Below are 16198 nucleotides of genomic sequence, written 5' to 3'. Positions count from 1 at the left end.
TCGGCTTGTGCGGCAAAAACTTCACCATTTAAATTACAATATTTTCTTGCCCTATATCTTGTTAGTGGTCTTTGGAATAGTGATGGTCTATTCCGCTAGCTCGGATATTTTGCTTGTGAATGGGTTTAATCCGGCATTTTACGGTATACGCCAAGCCATGTATGCTTTTTTTGCGGTTTTTGTTTTTTGTGCTCTCTGCTTTTTTTTAAAACTTAATATTTTCAAGAGTCGGAAGTTTGTCATTTGGTTTCTCGGAATCAGCATTTTATTACTTTTTTATTTGATTTGCTTGAAAATTTTTAAAGGGTCTGCTGCTGCAGTCAATGGTTCTGTCGGTTGGATTGATTTAAAAATAATTAAGATTCAACCTCTGGAAATTGCCAAATTATCCTTGATAATTTATTTAGCTTATTTTTTAGATCGTCATGATGGTTCTTTTAACAAAGGGCAAATTATTCAAAACTTATCAAGACCTGCAATTTTAGCTGCTTTTATGATGTTTTTGGTTATCCTTGAGCCTGATTTTGGCGGTACCGCTATTTTGGCAATGATTGTCATCGTCATGTTCTCAGTTTCTGGTGTTCCCGCTAAGAATGCAGTTTTATGTCTTATTGGCATTGCGGTCGGAGTTTACCTGCTTGTTTTCCTGATTATCAAATGGAATCCTGAATTTCTACAAAATAAGTACCAGTATCGTCGTTTTCTTTCTTTTCTGCACCCGTTTGAACTGGAGCAAAAAGGAGGAGCACAACTGGTTAATTCATACTATGCTATCCATAATGGTGGTTTATTTGGTGTAGGTCTGGGTAATAGCATGCAAAAAAGAGGCTATCTGCCCGAGCCTTATACAGACTTCATTTTAGCAGTGATTGCAGAAGAAATTGGTGTCATCGGTGCACTCTTAGTAATTGGACTAATTTTTTATTTAATTTGGAGTATTATGGAAGTTGGTATTCATGCGAGTTCACAATTCAATGCTTTAGTATGCTTTGGAGTAACAACAATTATTTTTACCCAGACTGTTTTTAATGTGGGTGCTGTACTCGGTTTATTACCCATTACTGGGGTCACGTTGCCGTTCATTTCTTATGGAGGATCGTCTTTAATAATTTTGTCAGCTGCTATCGGAATTGTGTTAAATATTTCAGCAAACGAGCGAATTAAAAATGAGGAAAGGTTTGCAAATGGGCGTTGAAGAAGATTTAGCTAATAAAAATATTATTCAAAGACAAAGTCTTATTGTTTATTTGAATTCAATTAGTGATCAATATAAATTGAGACGATATGGTGATATTGTTTATTTTTCTAAAAAATTTGCTTATTGTATTTTGTATGTCAATAAAAAAGAGATTGAACAAGTTTGCCGTGACCTGAATTCACTTGATTTTGTTGAAAAAGTAGAAAAATCAAATTGGAATCAAATTGATCTCTCAAGCGATCATATTGAAAAGCAAATTGCAGAATTAGCAAAAGAAGCCGAAAAAACTTTACAAGAACGTCAGGAAGATACAGAACAACTATTATGAGAATTATTTCCGGAAAGTATGCCAAACGCAATTTATTTACGTTGAAAAGCCAGAAAACAAGACCAACTAGTGATAAGGTTAAAGAATCTCTGTTTAATTCATTAGGTCAATTTTTTAATGGTGGAGCAGTTTTGGATTTATACGGGGGGAGTGGCGCTTTGGCAATTGAGGCTGTTTCTCGGGGATGTTCTCATGCAGTTATAGTTGACATTAATTATCAGGCCGTTAACGTTATTCGTAAAAACGTTGCTTTAACAAAGGAGCCTGAACGTTTTTCAGTATATAAAATGTCTAGTAACGCGGCTTTGGCTAAATTTGCCAAAGACAAGCAGAAATTTGATCTTGTCTTCTTAGATCCACCTTATGCTAAACAAAAAATTACGGCAGATATGGCAAAAATGGTTGACCTAGAACTGTTAAACAGTGGTGCAGTGGTGGTGGCTGAAACCAATGATCAAACAAATTTAAAAACAAGTAGTAGCTTTCAGCTAATTAAAGAAAAGCATCTGGGTAAAACCATCGTTCGTTTTTATCGAAAGGAACACTAATGAGTGTAGCAATATTTCCAGGGAGTTTTGATCCCATCACTAACGGTCACGTTGATATAATTAATCAGGCTGCTGCGATATTTGATAAAGTATACGTAGTGGTAATGGTCAATACTGCTAAAAAATATCTTTTTACAAATAAAGAAAGAAAAGATTTAATTAATGATGCCGTTAAAGGTCTGAAAAATGTTCAAGTGCTGCTAAAGCCTGACCAGCTTACTGTTAATGTTGCACGCGATTTAGGAGCAAATACAATTATACGTGGCGTAAGAAATACCACAGACTTTTTATTTGAACAGCAGATTGCGGAAATGAATAAAAAAATGGCAAGTGACATAAGTACCGTTTTGCTTTTTACTGAGCCGGAAAATAGCTTTGTTGCGTCCAGTATTATAAAAGAAATTGCGCAGTTTAATGGTGATTTTGCTAGCTTCTTGCCGACTAAAGCGGCACAGGCATTGAAAGAAAAAATTGGTTATAGCAAACATGAATAAAGAAAAGAAAGTGAACAAGAAGTTTTCAAAAACCCGAAAATGGTTACTTATAATTCTGACTTTTTTTCTCGTTTTTATTGGCTTAAACTGGCCAACAAATTATTATATTGAAATGCCTGGCAGTGCTGTTTCAGTTGGCCAATTTGTAAAAAGTAAGGCTAAGCCGCCAAGTAATTTTTATTTAGTGACTGTTAGTGAAACAAGTCAACCGGCAACAGTATGGGAATATCTTTTTAGTTTTACCCAAAAACATGCTAGTCGTATACCAAAAACTGAGTTATTAGGTGATTCAAGCAGTAGTCAATACCAAGAATTACAAAATTGGTATATGCAAACTAGTCAACAAAATGCAATTTATTATGCGGCCAAAAAGGCTGGACTAAAACCAAAACTCCACTATCAAGGTGTTTACGTTATGCAGGTGCAAAAAGGCTCAAGTTTTAAAGGCAAATTGCAAGTCGGAGATACTGTCTTAGGTGCTGATGGCCATCAATTTCACTCGACAGAAGAAATGATCCGTTATTTTCAAAAGAAAAAGATAGGCTCTAAAACGGAAATTAATGTCTTGCGGGAACAGAAAAAAATCAATTTTAAAGGAAAAATTGTTAAGGTCGAAGGAACAGGTAAACCTGGAATAGGAATACAGTTAGTAGAACATATACAGGTTGAGACTAAGCCAAAAGTTACAATTAATGCCGGTGCAATAGGGGGACCATCAGCCGGATTAATGTTCACTTTGACCAGTTATGAAGTATTTTCAGGCAAGCACTTAGCAAAAGGCCATAAGATTGCTGGAACTGGGACAATTAGTCCATCAGGAAAAGTGGGTATGATTGGTGGCGTTGATAAAAAAGTTGTGGCTGCTGATCGTGCTGGAGCTGAAGTCTTTTTTGCACCTGTTGATACAGCGGGGATGAAAAAAAGTTCAAGTAATTATTTGCTTGCTAAAAAGACAGCCAAGCAAATTGGAACCAAGATGAAAATTGTTCCTGTGCGTACCTTTGAAGATGCACTTCGTTATTTACAAGAAAATTATTGATAAATATCAAAAAAGTCCAAATGTTTTTTGGGCTTTTTTGCGTACTTAAAAATAGGAGTTGAAAAAATGGATTGGGAAAGAATAAAAACTTTTATTGATGAGCATAAAACGTATTTTTTTATTGGATTAGCATGTTTAATGGTTGTTTTTTGGTTTGAAGTCAAAAAATCGGATTCTAATGAAAATATTAATGATTTTAACGATGAAAATACTGAGCTTTTGCAGAGTAAAAAAGACAATACTGACAATTTGCCAGACAAAACGAATTCAGGGGAAACAAAAACAGAAAGAATTGCTGCAGCTAAGCCTAAAAGTGTCACCTGTGATATATCAGGTGCCGTTAATCATCAAGGAGTATACACACTTAAAAATGGCGCAAGATTAAATGAGCTGATTGCTGCAGCAGGAGGTATTAAAAGCAATGCTCAATTGAAAAGGGTTAATCGAGCTTTGATATTAAAAGACCAGGATAAAATTCATATTCCTTATAAAGGCGAAAAAATTAAAGCAGAACAAGTGGTGGAATCAGTTTCATCTAATACCACTGGCACGGTTTCCGCTGAAATTAGTGATAACAAAGGTGACCAAACGACTGCCAGCAATAAAGTAAATATTAATACTGCAAATGTAGCACAATTACAGCAGCTTAATGGTATTGGAGAGAAAAAAGCACAGCAAATTATTGCTTATCGTCAAAAAAACGGTCAATTTAAATCCATAGAAGAACTAAAACAAGTATCTGGAATTGGAGAAAAAACTTTTGTCGCCCTTAAAGACCAATTGGAAGTTTGATGTCCTAAGACCCGGTTTTTTTCTTGTATTAGCTTTATTACTGGTTGATTTAAGCTTCTTGTATTATCAGTGCAATACCTTAATTGAAAAGCTAGTCTGTTTATTAATAGCTTTTTATCTTTCATATTTACTTTTTTACAAGTTTAATTCTTTAAAATGGTTTTCTTTGGTTGTTTTTTTCATAACTCTTTTTGTGACTTACATTGATAAAAAGCAAACTAACTTTACAATCAGTCCCAGATCAATAATAGCTTTTTATCCTGATCAAGTTGAAATTTTTGACGATTGGTTCACAGTTGATGGCCAAGCAGCAGACGGCAAAATAAAAGTTTCTGGAAAAATAAATTCTAGCCAGATAAAACAATTGAAATTAGGGTACAAAGTTGTACTTTATAATTTAGCTGGTGATGTAAATCTAATTGAACCAGCTTCTAACTATGGACAATTTGATTTGCAAAGGTTCTACCTCTCTAAAAATATTACTCAAGAAGTCAAATTAACCAGTTATAAAGTTAAAATTGAAAAGCGAGGCATCTGGAATTATTTACATCATTTGCGGTTCAAATTAAAAGTTTTTTTGCAAAAAATGCCACCAATCTTATCTTTTTTTAGTAACGAACTGATATTAGGTGAGAATCCCAGTCAAAGATTTCAATCAATACTAAATAATTATCGCGATCTTGGTGTAATTCATATTCTGAGTATTTCTGGTCTACATGTTGGTATCTATACTCTGCTAATCAGTACATGTTGCTATTTTTTAAAATTAACGCAAGAAGAGACATTTCTTTTTTGCCTAATTATTTTACTTATAGGAATTTTTCTCAGTAATGGTCAAGTGGGCTTTATCCGAGCAAGTTTGACCTATATTTTGGGTCAGCTACTTAGTATAAACAAATTACAAATTAACAAGAGTGATTTACTTGGACTTACTGCTGTTTTGCACTTAATTTTTGATCCTCGTTTGATGATGAACACTGGTGCAATTTTAAGCTATATTTTAGCCTTGGGCTTGGAAATGACTAACCATATGACTAAATTTAAGCAGTCATTTTCTTTAAATAGCCTTTTATTGCCCTTGCTTCTATTTTATTTTTTTCAATTTAATCTATTAACCGTTTTCTTTAATATATTAATTGTGCCATATTTCAATTGGGTCGTGATGCCTTTAACTTTTTTTAATTTGTTATTCTTCGGTATTAATCCAAAATGCAGTCTTTTATTTGAAAGAATACTTGAACAAGGAGAAAAAATAATTGCACAAATTTCTAACAGCAAAATTGGTCTTTTGACATTTGGCAAAATAAACTGGTGGCAATGCCTGCTCTTATTAATGTTGACATCTGTCATATTGATTTTGATAAATGAAAAGCCAGACTATCAAAAAACAAAAAAGAATATCATAGGCTGCCTTTTATTTACATACGGACTAATTTTTTTAACAATTCATTTTCCACTTCAAGGTCAGGTGACTTTTATTGATGTTGGTCAGGGTGACAGTATTTTTATTTCTACTCCATTTTTTAGAAAGGTTTATTTAATAGACGTCGGCGGAAAACTTAATTTTAACGGCAAAAAAATAAACCCCCAAGTTAATAAAATTACACTGCCATTTTTGAAGGCTCAAGGTATAAGCAAAATTAATGGGATATTTATTACGCATCAAGATGCAGACCATGTAGGTGATTTGAGACCACTTTTGAGTCAAATCAAAGTAAAAAAATTATATATAGCCCAAGGATTGATTCAAAATCCTTCTTTTCAAAAAAGGATCATTGGCAAAATCAAGAAAAGCCAAATTAGACAATTGTTAGCCGGGAATAAAGTTAATGACTCTCAAATATCTTTTCAGACTGTTTATCCTTTTAAGCCAGGCATAGGTAAAAATGAAGATTCTCTTTCTCTAACATTTAAACTGGCAGGTAAACGGTGGCTTTTTACTGGAGATTTAGGTCAAGAAGGAGAGTTGGAAATTATAAATCAATATCATTTGCATGCAGATTACTTTAAACTAGGTCATCACGGTAGTCGTACTGCTTCAAATAAAGAATTCTTAAAAGCTCTACATCCAGAGAGAGTTTTTGTTTCTGCTGGTCGCAAGAATCGTTTTGGTCATCCTCACATAGAGACAATTGAAACTTTGCAGGCTCAACATATTCCGTGGGCATCAACTCAAGACTGTGGTATGATTACTTGGACTTATGGTGCTTTTACGAGGCCCAAATTTAAGAGATTTTTACCGGTGACAAAAAAATGACATTACTTTCTTTATTTAAAGGTTCTAATACGAAAATTGCTCATACCCTGATTAATGGCAACGACGCTTTCCTAAATGAATATCTTGCTGATTCATATATTCATGAAACAAAATTCTCAGAATATGAAAAAGTCACTGTTGATTGCGATTCAGAAGGATTAGATGAATTAATTGCTGATCTCACTGAGTCGAGCCTTTTTAGTCAAAAAAAAATAATAACGATCAAAAATCCCTTTTTTTTAACTGCCAAAGTACCTAAAAAATTCCAAAAGCAAATTGCAAAATTGCAGAATGTTTTGGCAAATATTGCGGAGCTAGATGATGTTTTAGTAATCGTTGCTTCATATGAAAAAATTGATCGACGAAAGAAAATAACTAAGCTTATTACCAAAAATTTTAATGTGGTGGAAACTAAAATTAGACCATTTGAATTGAGTAAAACTGTCAGAAATATGATTTCTATGGAAGGGTATCAAATTACAAGTTCTGCTTTAAAGCTTTTATTAGAACGTAGCGATCAAGTACTAGATACTGTTTTAAGTAATTACAATAAACTGAAAATGGTAGTAAGCAATAGAAAAATTACGACTGAATTAGTTGAAAAAAATGTTGATTTATCTTTGGCGCAAAATATTTTTGCTATTCTGGATTCGGCGTTAAGTAACAATTATCAGGAAGCTCTGATAAGATTAAGTAATCAGTTGCATAATGGCAACAATCCAATACAGATTCTTGCAGTATTTGAAAATCAGCTGGAAATGATTTTGATTGTTAAGGTGCTTAATGAGAGAGGCCGCAGTGAAGCTGAAATCGTGCAAACTTTGGGGGTTCATCCTTATCGCGTTAAGTTAGCTCTTAAAAATAGATTATCACTAGACAAGGTAGCAAAATTATTAAAACAAGCAATTAAGTTGGATTTTAATTATAAGAGCGGACAATACCATGAAAACAATTTTTTAAAGCTGTTTATTCTCAGTGTATAAATTTTGGTAAATAAAAAGACAGAAATGAGTTCATTTCTGTCTTTTTGATTATTAATTAAGCAAGATCATTATTTTGCAAGTTTTGCTAAACGGCTCTTATCACGGTTAGCTTTATTCTTATGAATAAGACCTTTAGAAGCAGCTTTATCTAATGCACGAGCAGCAGCTACGTGTAATTCGGAGGCGTTTTCAGCACCAGCAGCTTGAGCAGTCTTGAACTTTTTAACTGCAGTTCTCAACTGATTCATTTGAGCAGCATTGCGCTTTCTTGTAGCATCTTGAGTCTTAACACGCTTAATAGCTGATTTGATTTGTGGCATAAATTTCACCTCCATTGATCGTAATTCTACTTTATAGATTATACTGAAAGATAATTGTAGATGCAAGATAAATAATACTTGCTTTTTAAAAAAATTGTCTGTATTATACTATTGTTGTGAACCGTTAACGCTGTTTGCGCGCTCACACCTGACGGTTAACGTTGTTAGCGGCAATTATTCTAGTGAAAGGTGAAAATAATATGGCAATTTCAAAAGCAGAAAAAGATGAAATAATTCAAAAATTTGCGACTCACGAAGGTGATACAGGTTCAACTGAGGTTCAAGTAGCCATCTTGACTACAGATATTAATAACCTGACTGAACATATGAGGAATCATTCACATGATCATCATTCTTATGTTGGTTTATTGAAGAAAATAGGTCACCGTCGTAACTTACTTCGTTATTTACAAAATAAGGATATTAATCGTTACCGTGAATTAATCAAGAAGCTAGGTTTGCGTCGTTAATTAATTGAAATGTCAAAAAAGCTGGTTCAAATTAGGAATCGGCTTTTTTATTTTTGTCAAAATACCTTTTTATGCTAGAATAAAAAAAGATACTTTTTACGTTGTGATCACATGATCCATAAATAACAACTGAATAGCAAATTAAAGAAAAGGAAATATAATGACTGATCAAGTTAAAATTATGATTTTGAGCGGCGTTCGTGAACAAGGAAAAGACATGTTCGCTGTTAAAGTTAATGATGAAATTTTTGTTCTTGATGCTGGTCTTAAATATCCTGACAGCACATTGTTTGGAATTGATCTGGTTATTCCGGATCTAGACTTTTTTGAGCAATATGGTGATCAGGTGGTCGGCATTTTTTTGACACACGGACATGCAGATTCGATAGGAGCTTTGCCGTATATTTTAAGAAAGTATGACATACCAGTTTTTGGGTCACAGCTCACAATCGAACTGGCAAAAATAACAGTTAAACGGGAAAATAAGCGCTGTAAAAACACTCTTTTTCATGTGATTGATGCAGAAACAGAGATTGATTTTAAAAATGCTAATATATCATTTTTCCCGACTACTCATTCTATTCCAGATTCGCTGGGAATAGATGTGCATACTCCTGCAGGAGAAGTTGTTTATACTGGAGATTTTAAGTTTGATCCTTCTGCAGCCCCTAAGTACCGTACGGATTTAGACCGTTTAGCAGAAATTGGACAAAAGAAAGTTTTAGCACTTTTAAGTGACTCTTCAAATGCTGAGGCATCTTTGCCCAATGTTGCCGAGCAGGAGATTGGGGACTATGTAACAAATGTTTTTCGGAATGCCAAGGGAAGAGTAATCGTCGCTGCCAAAGCATCTAATCTGATTAGAATTCAGGAAGTCTTAAATGCCGCTCATAAAACTGGCAGACGCGTTTTGCTGACGGGCAGAGATTTGGCTAAAATAGTCCGCACCGCCATGAATCTTGGTTATTTGAATGTTCCTAAAGGCTTGTTGATGCGCGTTAAAGATTTAAAAGAAACTCCTGATGAAAAAACGGTTATTCTTGAAACCGGTCAAATGGGTGAGCCTTTAAATTCTTTACAAAAGATGGCCAAAAAACGTCACAGTATGATTACGATTCACAAGGGAGACCTAGTTTTTATTGCGACGACGCCTTCTCATTCTGTGGAAACGGTTGTGGCTCAAACTAGCGATATGGTTTATCGTGCTGGTGGTACTGTAATTCAACTAGGTAAAGCAAAACATACCAGTGGACATGCAACGGGCCGTGATTTACAACTGCTTATTGACATTATAAAGCCACAATTTTTAATTCCAGTTATAGGTGAATATCGATTACTGGAAATTCACAAAGATTTGGCAATCAGGGCAGGACTCAAAAAAGAAGATATTTTTATTACTAAAAATGGTGATTGCTTAAGCTATGACTTTAATCAAAAACGACTCTATTTGACAGATCCTGTTCCCGGAGAGGACACAATGATTGATGGCTCTGGCATCGGGGATGTTGGTAATATTGTTTTACGCGATCGCGAGGTCCTATCTGATGATGGCATCTTTATTGCAGTAGTGACAATTGATCGCCGTAAGAAAAAAATTATTGCTCAACCACAGGTTACAAGTAGAGGATTTGTATACATTAAGGCAAATCAGCAGTTAATGCGTGACAGCATTGAGCTGATTAAAAAGACAATTAATAATAATTTTGAGCACAAAAAATTTGACTGGACAGAGATTAAGCAAGATGTGCGCAATGATTTGGAAAAGTTTCTTTATCGCAAAACAAATAGGCGGCCAGTAGTTTTGCCAGTAGTAATGGAGGTAAACCAAAACCGACATCGAGCAATGCAAAAAAGAAATAGCAAAAATGATATGCCAAAAAAGGAAACTCATCACCCAGTTGATGTTAATAAGACTGGTCAAAGAATTATCAAGAAAGATCAATGATGACATCACTGAGTCAAAAAAATTTAATTAATCTGGCAAAAAGAAATGAAGCAAGTGGCGATATGGTCCAGGCTATTCAAAATCTTGAAGAAGCTTTAAGGGATGGTCACAGCGACGAGGTTGTTCTTAATTTATGTGAGCTATATATTAAGAACAAGCAGAGTTATTCTGCTTATGAATTAATTAAAGAAGAAAAGGATCTTTTCACTAATTCTAAAATTTTTGCTGAATATAGCAAAATTCTTAGAAAAAATAATTTTTTTATTGAAGCTTTAGAAGTTAAAAATATTACTGACTATGAATTGCCATGTTCGGTAGAACCAGTTAATTCAACAGCTCAACAGAAAATAATGGTTACTTTTAAACAAAAAGCTAAACCAACAAAATCTGATTACGAACAATTATTTAAGTTAAATTTACCAAATTTTAAAAATTTTGCTCAGAGTTTGTTGCTGGATCCCAGTTTAAACTTTGCAATTCGGCTGGTTTTAATTGAAGATTTGTTTCGACTGGGACTTCAGGAAACATTTAGGGTTCTGGTATTAGGGCAGGAAGAGCAATTTATTCCTCAAAAAATAAATTTACTTGAAAAGGACCCCGTGTATCGAGAAGTTGTATCAGGTATTGGTTCACGTTACTACCACAAGCCTAATCAACTTCCGGCTGTTTTAGGCGAAGTTAATTTGATTTTAGGGAATCTTTATCCTAAACTAAATAAGTATGTTGATGATCCTGACAGTTTTGCCAGTGACATTGCTTCTTATATTGATAACCATGATGGTAGAAGTAATCAGAAGCTGTTTGAGAAAATCGATAATAATATATCCGAATAAAATTGGATAAAATGCCTTTACTTTTTCAAAGTATTTAGTATAATAGCAAAGGACGTTTTCATTAGGCATGGCTCTATGCATTAAAATACTAGGCATTTGCCAATGAAAGTAGTACAATATTCAACAGAGAACTATCCGTTACTTACTCAACGGACTTCTTGCAAATTTACAGGAGGGTCATTTTAATGGCAGAAAAAGAACATTACGTTAGAACAAAGCCACACGTAAACATTGGTACTATCGGTCACGTTGACCATGGTAAGACCACTTTAACAGCGGCTATTACTAAAGTTTTATCAGAAAAGGGCTTGGCTAAAGCAGAAGATTATTCAGAAATCGATGCAGCCCCAGAGGAAAAGGAACGTGGTATTACTATCAATACCGCTCACGTAGAGTACGAAACTGAAAATCGTCACTACGCCCACATGGATGCCCCAGGTCACGCCGACTACATTAAGAACATGATTACCGGTGCTGCCCAAATGGATGGAGCTATCTTAGTTGTTGCCGCAACTGATGGTCCTATGCCACAAACTCGTGAACACATTTTACTTGCTCGTCAAGTTGGTGTTAACTACATCGTTGTTTTCTTGAACAAAACTGATTTAGTTGACGACCCAGAACTGATTGACTTAGTTGAAATGGAAGTTCGTGACTTGTTGACTGAATACGATTATCCTGGTGATGACATTCCAGTTATCCGTGGTTCAGCATTGAAAGCTTTACAAGGTGACAAGGAACAAGAAGAAGTTATCATGAAGTTGATGGACACAGTTGATGAATATATTCCAACTCCTGAACGTCAAACTGATAAGCCATTCTTGATGCCAGTTGAAGATGTCTTCACTATTACTGGTCGTGGTACTGTTGCTTCAGGTCGTATCGACCGTGGTACAGTTAAGATCGGTGATGAAGTTGAGATTGTCGGCTTGGTAGATAAAGTTCTTAAATCAGTTGTAACTGGTTTGGAAATGTTCCACAAGACTTTGGACTTAGGTGAAGCCGGAGACAACGTTGGTGTATTGCTTCGTGGTATTGACCGTGACCAAGTTGTTCGTGGACAAGTTTTGGCTGCGCCTGGCTCAATTCAAACTCACCACGAGTTTAAAGGCCAAGTTTACGTTTTGAAGAAAGAGGAAGGCGGACGTCACACCCCATTCTTCTCAGATTACCGTCCACAATTCTATTTCCACACTACAGATATTACTGGAGAAATTGAATTACCAGAAGGTACTGAAATGGTTATGCCTGGCGATAACACAGAATTTACTGTTAAATTGATTAAACCAGCAGCCATTGAAAAGGGTACTAAGTTCACTATCCGTGAAGGTGGTCGTACTGTTGGTGCTGGTCAAGTTACTGAAATTCTTGACTAGTTCGTTAAAAACAGTTTAAAAAGATGTACTTCTTCATAGAAGTACATCTTTTTTTGCCTAAGTTTGTTTTTTGCGAGTGTTTAATGTAAGATAATTTAGTATGTAACGATGCAATTTAACTTGACATTGGAGGTATTTAATTAATGTCTGTAAAATGGAATAAAACCGATAATACTACCGGTGAACTTACTTTTGATATTCCCCAAGCTGATGTAAAGCGTGGGCTAGATCAAGCATTTAGGAGAGTAAAGAACAGTTTGCGTGTTCCTGGCTTTAGAAAGGGACATGTTTCGCGCGTGATTTTTGATCAATATTATGGTGAAGAATCATTGTATGAAAATGCATTGAATATTGTATTACCTGATGCCTATGAGTCAGCACTTAAAGAAGCTGATATTGCGGCTGTAGGTCAACCACAAATTTTACCTGTTTCAATGGAAAAAGGTAAAGATTGGCAAATGAAAGCCACTGTTACTGTTGAACCTGAGGTAAAACTGGGCGAATACAAAGGAATCGAAGTGCCTAAACAAAATACCCGAGTATATGCTAAAGATATTGATGCTAAACTAAAAGACGAGCGTGAAAAGAATGCAGAGTTAGTATTGAAGAAGAGTGCAGCAGCTAAGGGTGATACAGTTACCATTGACTATAAAGGAACAGTTGCTGGTAAAGCTTTTGATGGCGGTTCTGCAGAGGACTACTCTCTTGAATTAGGATCTAATACATTTATTCCAGGTTTTGAAGATCAATTAATTGGTCATAAAGCTGGTGATGATGTAGATGTAGTTGTAACATTTCCAGAAGATTATGGTGCAAAAGATTTAGCTGGTAAGGAAGCTCATTTTGCTACCAAGGTTCACGAAGTTAAATCAAAACAGTTGCCAAAATTAGATGATGAATTTGCTAAAGATGTAGATGACTCAGTTGAAACTCTTGATGATTTAAAAGAAAAGATCAAGAAGGACTTAAAGGCACAAAAGGAAGAAGCGGCACAAGACGAAATTGAACAAGCGGCAATTGAAGGTGCTGTTGCCAATGCTACTATTGATAAAATTCCAGATGCTATGATTCAAGAAGATATCAATACGCAAATGAATCAATATTTAGGAAATATGCAGCGCCAAGGTATTAGCCCTGAGACATATTACAAGATAACTAATACTACAGAAGATCAATTACGTTCACAATTCGGTAAAGATGCTGAAGAAAGAGTTAAAACTAACCTGGTACTTGAGGCAATTGTCAAAAAAGAGGACATTAAAGCCACTAAGGAAGAAATTGACAAGGAAATAAAAAACCTAGCTAGTGAATATAACATGGATGAAAAAACTGTCCGTAGCACTCTGACTGATGATATGCTTTCACATGACATTAATGTACGTAAGGCTATTAATATTGTCGCTGACAACGCAAAACAAGTTTCTAAATCTAAGACTAAAAAAGACGAAAACAAGTCTGATAAAAAGTAGAGTCTTAAAATTTGAGTAAAAAGGTGGTGTCGTACTGCCTTTTTATTTTATAAGCATATAATTCATATACAACCCGTATTTTATGCTAACCTTAGACTTGTAGATACAAGGAGGAATAGAATGGCATCACAATTTACTGATCAAGAGGTTATTAAATGTTCCTTTTGTGACAAAACACAAGATCAAGTTAAAAAAATGATTGCTGGCAACGGGGTTTATATTTGTAATGAATGTGTAGACTTATCAAAAAGAATTATTGACGATGAACTGAAATCTGATTCTTTAAAAAAAGCACAGGATTTACCTAAACCAATGGAAATTAAAAAGCAGCTTGACCAGTACGTTATTGGCCAAGAGCGTGCAAAAAAGATTTTATCAGTTGCAGTTTATAATCATTATAAGCGCGTTACACAAATGGATGTTGATTCTTCGACAGAATTGCAAAAATCAAATATTGCTTTGATTGGACCAACTGGTTCGGGTAAAACATACTTGGCTCAAACTTTAGCCCGTATTTTAGATGTGCCTTTTGCAATAGCTGATGCAACTACCTTAACTGAAGCAGGCTATGTTGGTGAAGATGTTGAAAACATTTTACTTAAATTATTGCAAAATGCAGATTACGACATAGAACGTGCAGAACGGGGAATCATTTATATTGATGAGATTGATAAAATTTCTAAAAAATCTGAAAATGTTTCAATTACTAGAGATGTTTCAGGTGAAGGCGTTCAGCAGTCATTATTAAAAATTTTGGAAGGTACTATTGCTTCAGTTCCACCACAAGGAGGCCGTAAACACCCTCAGCAAGAATTAATACAGATAAATACCACCAACATTTTATTTATAGTTGGTGGAGCATTCGATGGTATCGAACAAATTGTCAAAAGTCGTTTAGGTAAAAAAGTAATCGGTTTTAGTGCTGAAAATGAGCTTAATAAAGTGCAAGATGATTCTTGGACTAAACATTTAACGACAGGAGATTTGGTTAAGTTTGGGCTGATTCCAGAATTTATTGGTCGTATTCCAATTATTGCTACCTTAGATAAGTTAGATAGAAATGATTTAGTTAGAATTTTAACTGAGCCTAAGAATGCACTGGTAAAGCAATATAAAAAATTGATGTCGCTTGATCAGGTTAACTTAGAATTTACACCAGATGCTTTAAAAGCTATAGCAGATTTGGCCATTGACCGTAATATGGGAGCACGTGGCTTGCGGACTATAATTGAAAATGCAATGATGGGTATCATGTATAAAACTCCAAGTGAGCCTGATATTGAGAACGTAAAAGTTACTAAAGATGTCATTGAAAAAAATGCCGAACCAAACGTAACAAGACGTAAAGAGGATGATCAGGAAAATAATGAAGAAATAAAGGCAGCTAATGATCATTAAAGAGAGTTCATATGCAATCAGTGCTGTGCGTGAGGATCAATATCCAGCTGATAATTTGCCTGAAATTGCACTTTCTGGTCGTTCTAATGTGGGAAAATCAAGTTTAATAAATACATTATTGAATCGTAAAAATTTAGCGCGAACTTCGGCACAACCCGGAAAAACGCAAACACTTAATTTTTATTTAGTAAATCATGACTTTTATTTGGTTGATGTGCCAGGGTATGGCTACGCCAAAGTTTCGCAAAAAAAGCGCGAACAGTTTGGTACAATGATTCAAGATTACCTTGAAACCAGGGCGAACTTACAAGGATTAATTATTCTAGTGGATGCCAGGCATGAGCCTACTAAAAATGATGTAGCTATGTATAATTATGCATTATATCTTAATATACCGATTTTAGTAGTTTGTACTAAAATTGATAAGGTTAAGAAGAGTCAGCAAAATCAAGTGCTTACTATGTTAAAGCGAAAATTTGATTTAAATCATGATAATGTTGATGTTCTTACTTTTAGTTCGGTCCAAAAATTACATGTTCAAGAAGTTTGGCAATGGATTGAACAAAACCTGTAAAATTTGCAAGAAAAAATGGTTCTCAGTTGAGAACCATTTTTAGTTGTCTTTATCTTTGACTACTTTATCCTTGTTTTTTGCTAATTTTTTCTTTTTGTCTTCAGGCACAGTGGCAAATTTGTCAAATAATTTTTCTAATTCGTCTTGTTTTTTAAAAGTTAAACCCATGATAAT

General features: G+C 34.7%; 17 protein-coding genes. 15 read left to right on the top strand and 2 right to left on the bottom strand.

What is annotated here, in order from left to right:
- Positions 1-7: 7 nt before the first annotated feature.
- The 8 genes from LDM92_RS02010 (at position 8) to holA (ending at position 7639) form a co-directional block, all read left to right on the top strand.
- A complete protein-coding gene (locus LDM92_RS02010; protein WP_223901818.1) occupies positions 8-1195 on the top strand; it encodes an FtsW/RodA/SpoVE family cell cycle protein in 1188 nt (395 codons plus the stop codon).
- Complete coding sequence (locus LDM92_RS02005; protein WP_223901817.1) at positions 1185-1526, top strand: DUF2129 domain-containing protein; 342 nt, start codon at positions 1185-1187, stop codon at positions 1524-1526. The genes LDM92_RS02010 and LDM92_RS02005 overlap by 11 nt, the downstream gene beginning before the upstream one ends.
- Positions 1523-2074 (top strand): 16S rRNA (guanine(966)-N(2))-methyltransferase RsmD, encoded by a 552-nt coding sequence (rsmD, locus tag LDM92_RS02000; RefSeq protein WP_223901816.1) that lies wholly within the window; start codon positions 1523-1525, stop codon positions 2072-2074. The genes LDM92_RS02005 and rsmD overlap by 4 nt, the downstream gene beginning before the upstream one ends.
- Positions 2074-2568 (top strand): pantetheine-phosphate adenylyltransferase, encoded by a 495-nt coding sequence (coaD, locus tag LDM92_RS01995; RefSeq protein ID WP_223901815.1) that lies wholly within the window; start codon positions 2074-2076, stop codon positions 2566-2568. Before rsmD ends, coaD begins: the two co-directional genes overlap by 1 nt.
- A complete protein-coding gene (locus LDM92_RS01990; protein WP_223901814.1) occupies positions 2561-3607 on the top strand; it encodes a SepM family pheromone-processing serine protease in 1047 nt (348 codons plus the stop codon). Before coaD ends, LDM92_RS01990 begins: the two co-directional genes overlap by 8 nt.
- Positions 3608-3673: 66 nt before the next feature.
- Positions 3674-4399, top strand: a complete 726-nt coding sequence (locus LDM92_RS01985; protein ID WP_223901813.1) for a ComEA family DNA-binding protein — start codon at positions 3674-3676, stop codon at positions 4397-4399.
- Positions 4368-6656: a DNA internalization-related competence protein ComEC/Rec2 gene (locus LDM92_RS01980; protein WP_223901812.1), complete on the top strand. Its 2289-nt coding sequence runs from the start codon at positions 4368-4370 to the stop codon at positions 6654-6656. Before LDM92_RS01985 ends, LDM92_RS01980 begins: the two co-directional genes overlap by 32 nt.
- Entirely contained in the window at positions 6653-7639 is a 987-nt protein-coding gene (gene holA / locus LDM92_RS01975) for a DNA polymerase III subunit delta (RefSeq protein WP_223901811.1), read from the top strand. Before LDM92_RS01980 ends, holA begins: the two co-directional genes overlap by 4 nt.
- 68 nt (positions 7640-7707) lie before the next feature.
- Here the strand turns inward: holA and rpsT are convergent, their stop codons facing one another.
- Entirely contained in the window at positions 7708-7959 is a 252-nt protein-coding gene (rpsT, locus tag LDM92_RS01970) for a 30S ribosomal protein S20 (RefSeq protein ID WP_034979307.1), read from the bottom strand.
- 200 nt (positions 7960-8159) lie between these two features.
- Between rpsT and rpsO the strand changes: the two genes are divergently transcribed.
- The 7 genes from rpsO (at position 8160) to yihA (ending at position 16024) form a co-directional block, all read left to right on the top strand.
- Positions 8160-8429, top strand: coding sequence for a 30S ribosomal protein S15 (gene rpsO, locus LDM92_RS01965; protein WP_034979304.1), 270 nt, complete (start codon positions 8160-8162; stop codon positions 8427-8429).
- A gap of 160 nt (positions 8430-8589) precedes the next feature.
- Complete coding sequence (locus LDM92_RS01960) at positions 8590-10374, top strand: ribonuclease J (protein ID WP_223901810.1); 1785 nt, start codon at positions 8590-8592, stop codon at positions 10372-10374.
- Positions 10374-11207 (top strand): tetratricopeptide repeat protein, encoded by an 834-nt coding sequence (locus LDM92_RS01955; RefSeq protein ID WP_223901877.1) that lies wholly within the window; start codon positions 10374-10376, stop codon positions 11205-11207. Before LDM92_RS01960 ends, LDM92_RS01955 begins: the two co-directional genes overlap by 1 nt.
- A gap of 185 nt (positions 11208-11392) precedes the next feature.
- On the top strand, positions 11393-12583 hold the full coding sequence (tuf, locus tag LDM92_RS01950; protein ID WP_045928030.1) for an elongation factor Tu: 1191 nt from the start codon (positions 11393-11395) through the stop codon (positions 12581-12583).
- Positions 12584-12726: 143 nt separating this feature from the next.
- The gene (tig, locus tag LDM92_RS01945; protein ID WP_223901809.1) at positions 12727-14052 is read left to right on the top strand and encodes a trigger factor; all 1326 of its coding nucleotides are present in this window, start codon (positions 12727-12729) and stop codon (positions 14050-14052) included.
- Positions 14053-14172: 120 nt separating this feature from the next.
- Complete coding sequence (clpX, locus tag LDM92_RS01940; RefSeq protein ID WP_223901808.1) at positions 14173-15450, top strand: ATP-dependent Clp protease ATP-binding subunit ClpX; 1278 nt, start codon at positions 14173-14175, stop codon at positions 15448-15450.
- A complete protein-coding gene (yihA, locus tag LDM92_RS01935; protein ID WP_223901807.1) occupies positions 15440-16024 on the top strand; it encodes a ribosome biogenesis GTP-binding protein YihA/YsxC in 585 nt (194 codons plus the stop codon). Before clpX ends, yihA begins: the two co-directional genes overlap by 11 nt.
- 39 nt (positions 16025-16063) lie before the next feature.
- Here yihA and LDM92_RS09835 read toward each other — a convergent pair whose 3' ends face one another.
- Positions 16064-16192: an SPJ_0845 family protein gene (locus LDM92_RS09835; protein WP_274383945.1), complete on the bottom strand. Its 129-nt coding sequence runs from the start codon at positions 16190-16192 to the stop codon at positions 16064-16066.
- Positions 16193-16198 lie beyond the last annotated feature (6 nt).

The sequence above is a fragment of the Lactobacillus laiwuensis genome, from assembly GCF_019972835.1.
Taxonomy (GTDB): Bacteria; Bacillota; Bacilli; order Lactobacillales; family Lactobacillaceae; genus Lactobacillus; species Lactobacillus laiwuensis.
The sequence above is the reverse complement of the archived record's forward strand: the minus strand, read 5'-3'. Positions and strand labels throughout refer to the sequence as shown.

What these genes read in the sequence shown, in the direction of transcription:
- LDM92_RS09835 (WP_274383945.1), bottom strand. Translation starts at nt 16,192, where the DNA reads ATGGGTTTAACTTTTAAAAAACAAGACGAATTAGAAAAATTATTTGAC.
- rpsO (WP_034979304.1), top strand. Translation starts at nt 8,160, where the DNA reads ATGGCAATTTCAAAAGCAGAAAAAGATGAAATAATTCAAAAATTTGCG.
- LDM92_RS02005 (WP_223901817.1), top strand. Translation starts at nt 1,185, where the DNA reads ATGGGCGTTGAAGAAGATTTAGCTAATAAAAATATTATTCAAAGACAA.
- tuf (WP_045928030.1), top strand. Translation starts at nt 11,393, where the DNA reads ATGGCAGAAAAAGAACATTACGTTAGAACAAAGCCACACGTAAACATT.
- LDM92_RS01960 (WP_223901810.1), top strand. Translation starts at nt 8,590, where the DNA reads ATGACTGATCAAGTTAAAATTATGATTTTGAGCGGCGTTCGTGAACAA.
- rsmD (WP_223901816.1), top strand. Translation starts at nt 1,523, where the DNA reads ATGAGAATTATTTCCGGAAAGTATGCCAAACGCAATTTATTTACGTTG.
- LDM92_RS01985 (WP_223901813.1), top strand. Translation starts at nt 3,674, where the DNA reads ATGGATTGGGAAAGAATAAAAACTTTTATTGATGAGCATAAAACGTAT.
- rpsT (WP_034979307.1), bottom strand. Translation starts at nt 7,959, where the DNA reads ATGCCACAAATCAAATCAGCTATTAAGCGTGTTAAGACTCAAGATGCT.
- LDM92_RS01990 (WP_223901814.1), top strand. Translation starts at nt 2,561, where the DNA reads ATGAATAAAGAAAAGAAAGTGAACAAGAAGTTTTCAAAAACCCGAAAA.
- yihA (WP_223901807.1), top strand. Translation starts at nt 15,440, where the DNA reads ATGATCATTAAAGAGAGTTCATATGCAATCAGTGCTGTGCGTGAGGAT.
- coaD (WP_223901815.1), top strand. Translation starts at nt 2,074, where the DNA reads ATGAGTGTAGCAATATTTCCAGGGAGTTTTGATCCCATCACTAACGGT.
- tig (WP_223901809.1), top strand. Translation starts at nt 12,727, where the DNA reads ATGTCTGTAAAATGGAATAAAACCGATAATACTACCGGTGAACTTACT.
- holA (WP_223901811.1), top strand. Translation starts at nt 6,653, where the DNA reads ATGACATTACTTTCTTTATTTAAAGGTTCTAATACGAAAATTGCTCAT.
- clpX (WP_223901808.1), top strand. Translation starts at nt 14,173, where the DNA reads ATGGCATCACAATTTACTGATCAAGAGGTTATTAAATGTTCCTTTTGT.
- LDM92_RS01955 (WP_223901877.1), top strand. Translation starts at nt 10,374, where the DNA reads ATGACATCACTGAGTCAAAAAAATTTAATTAATCTGGCAAAAAGAAAT.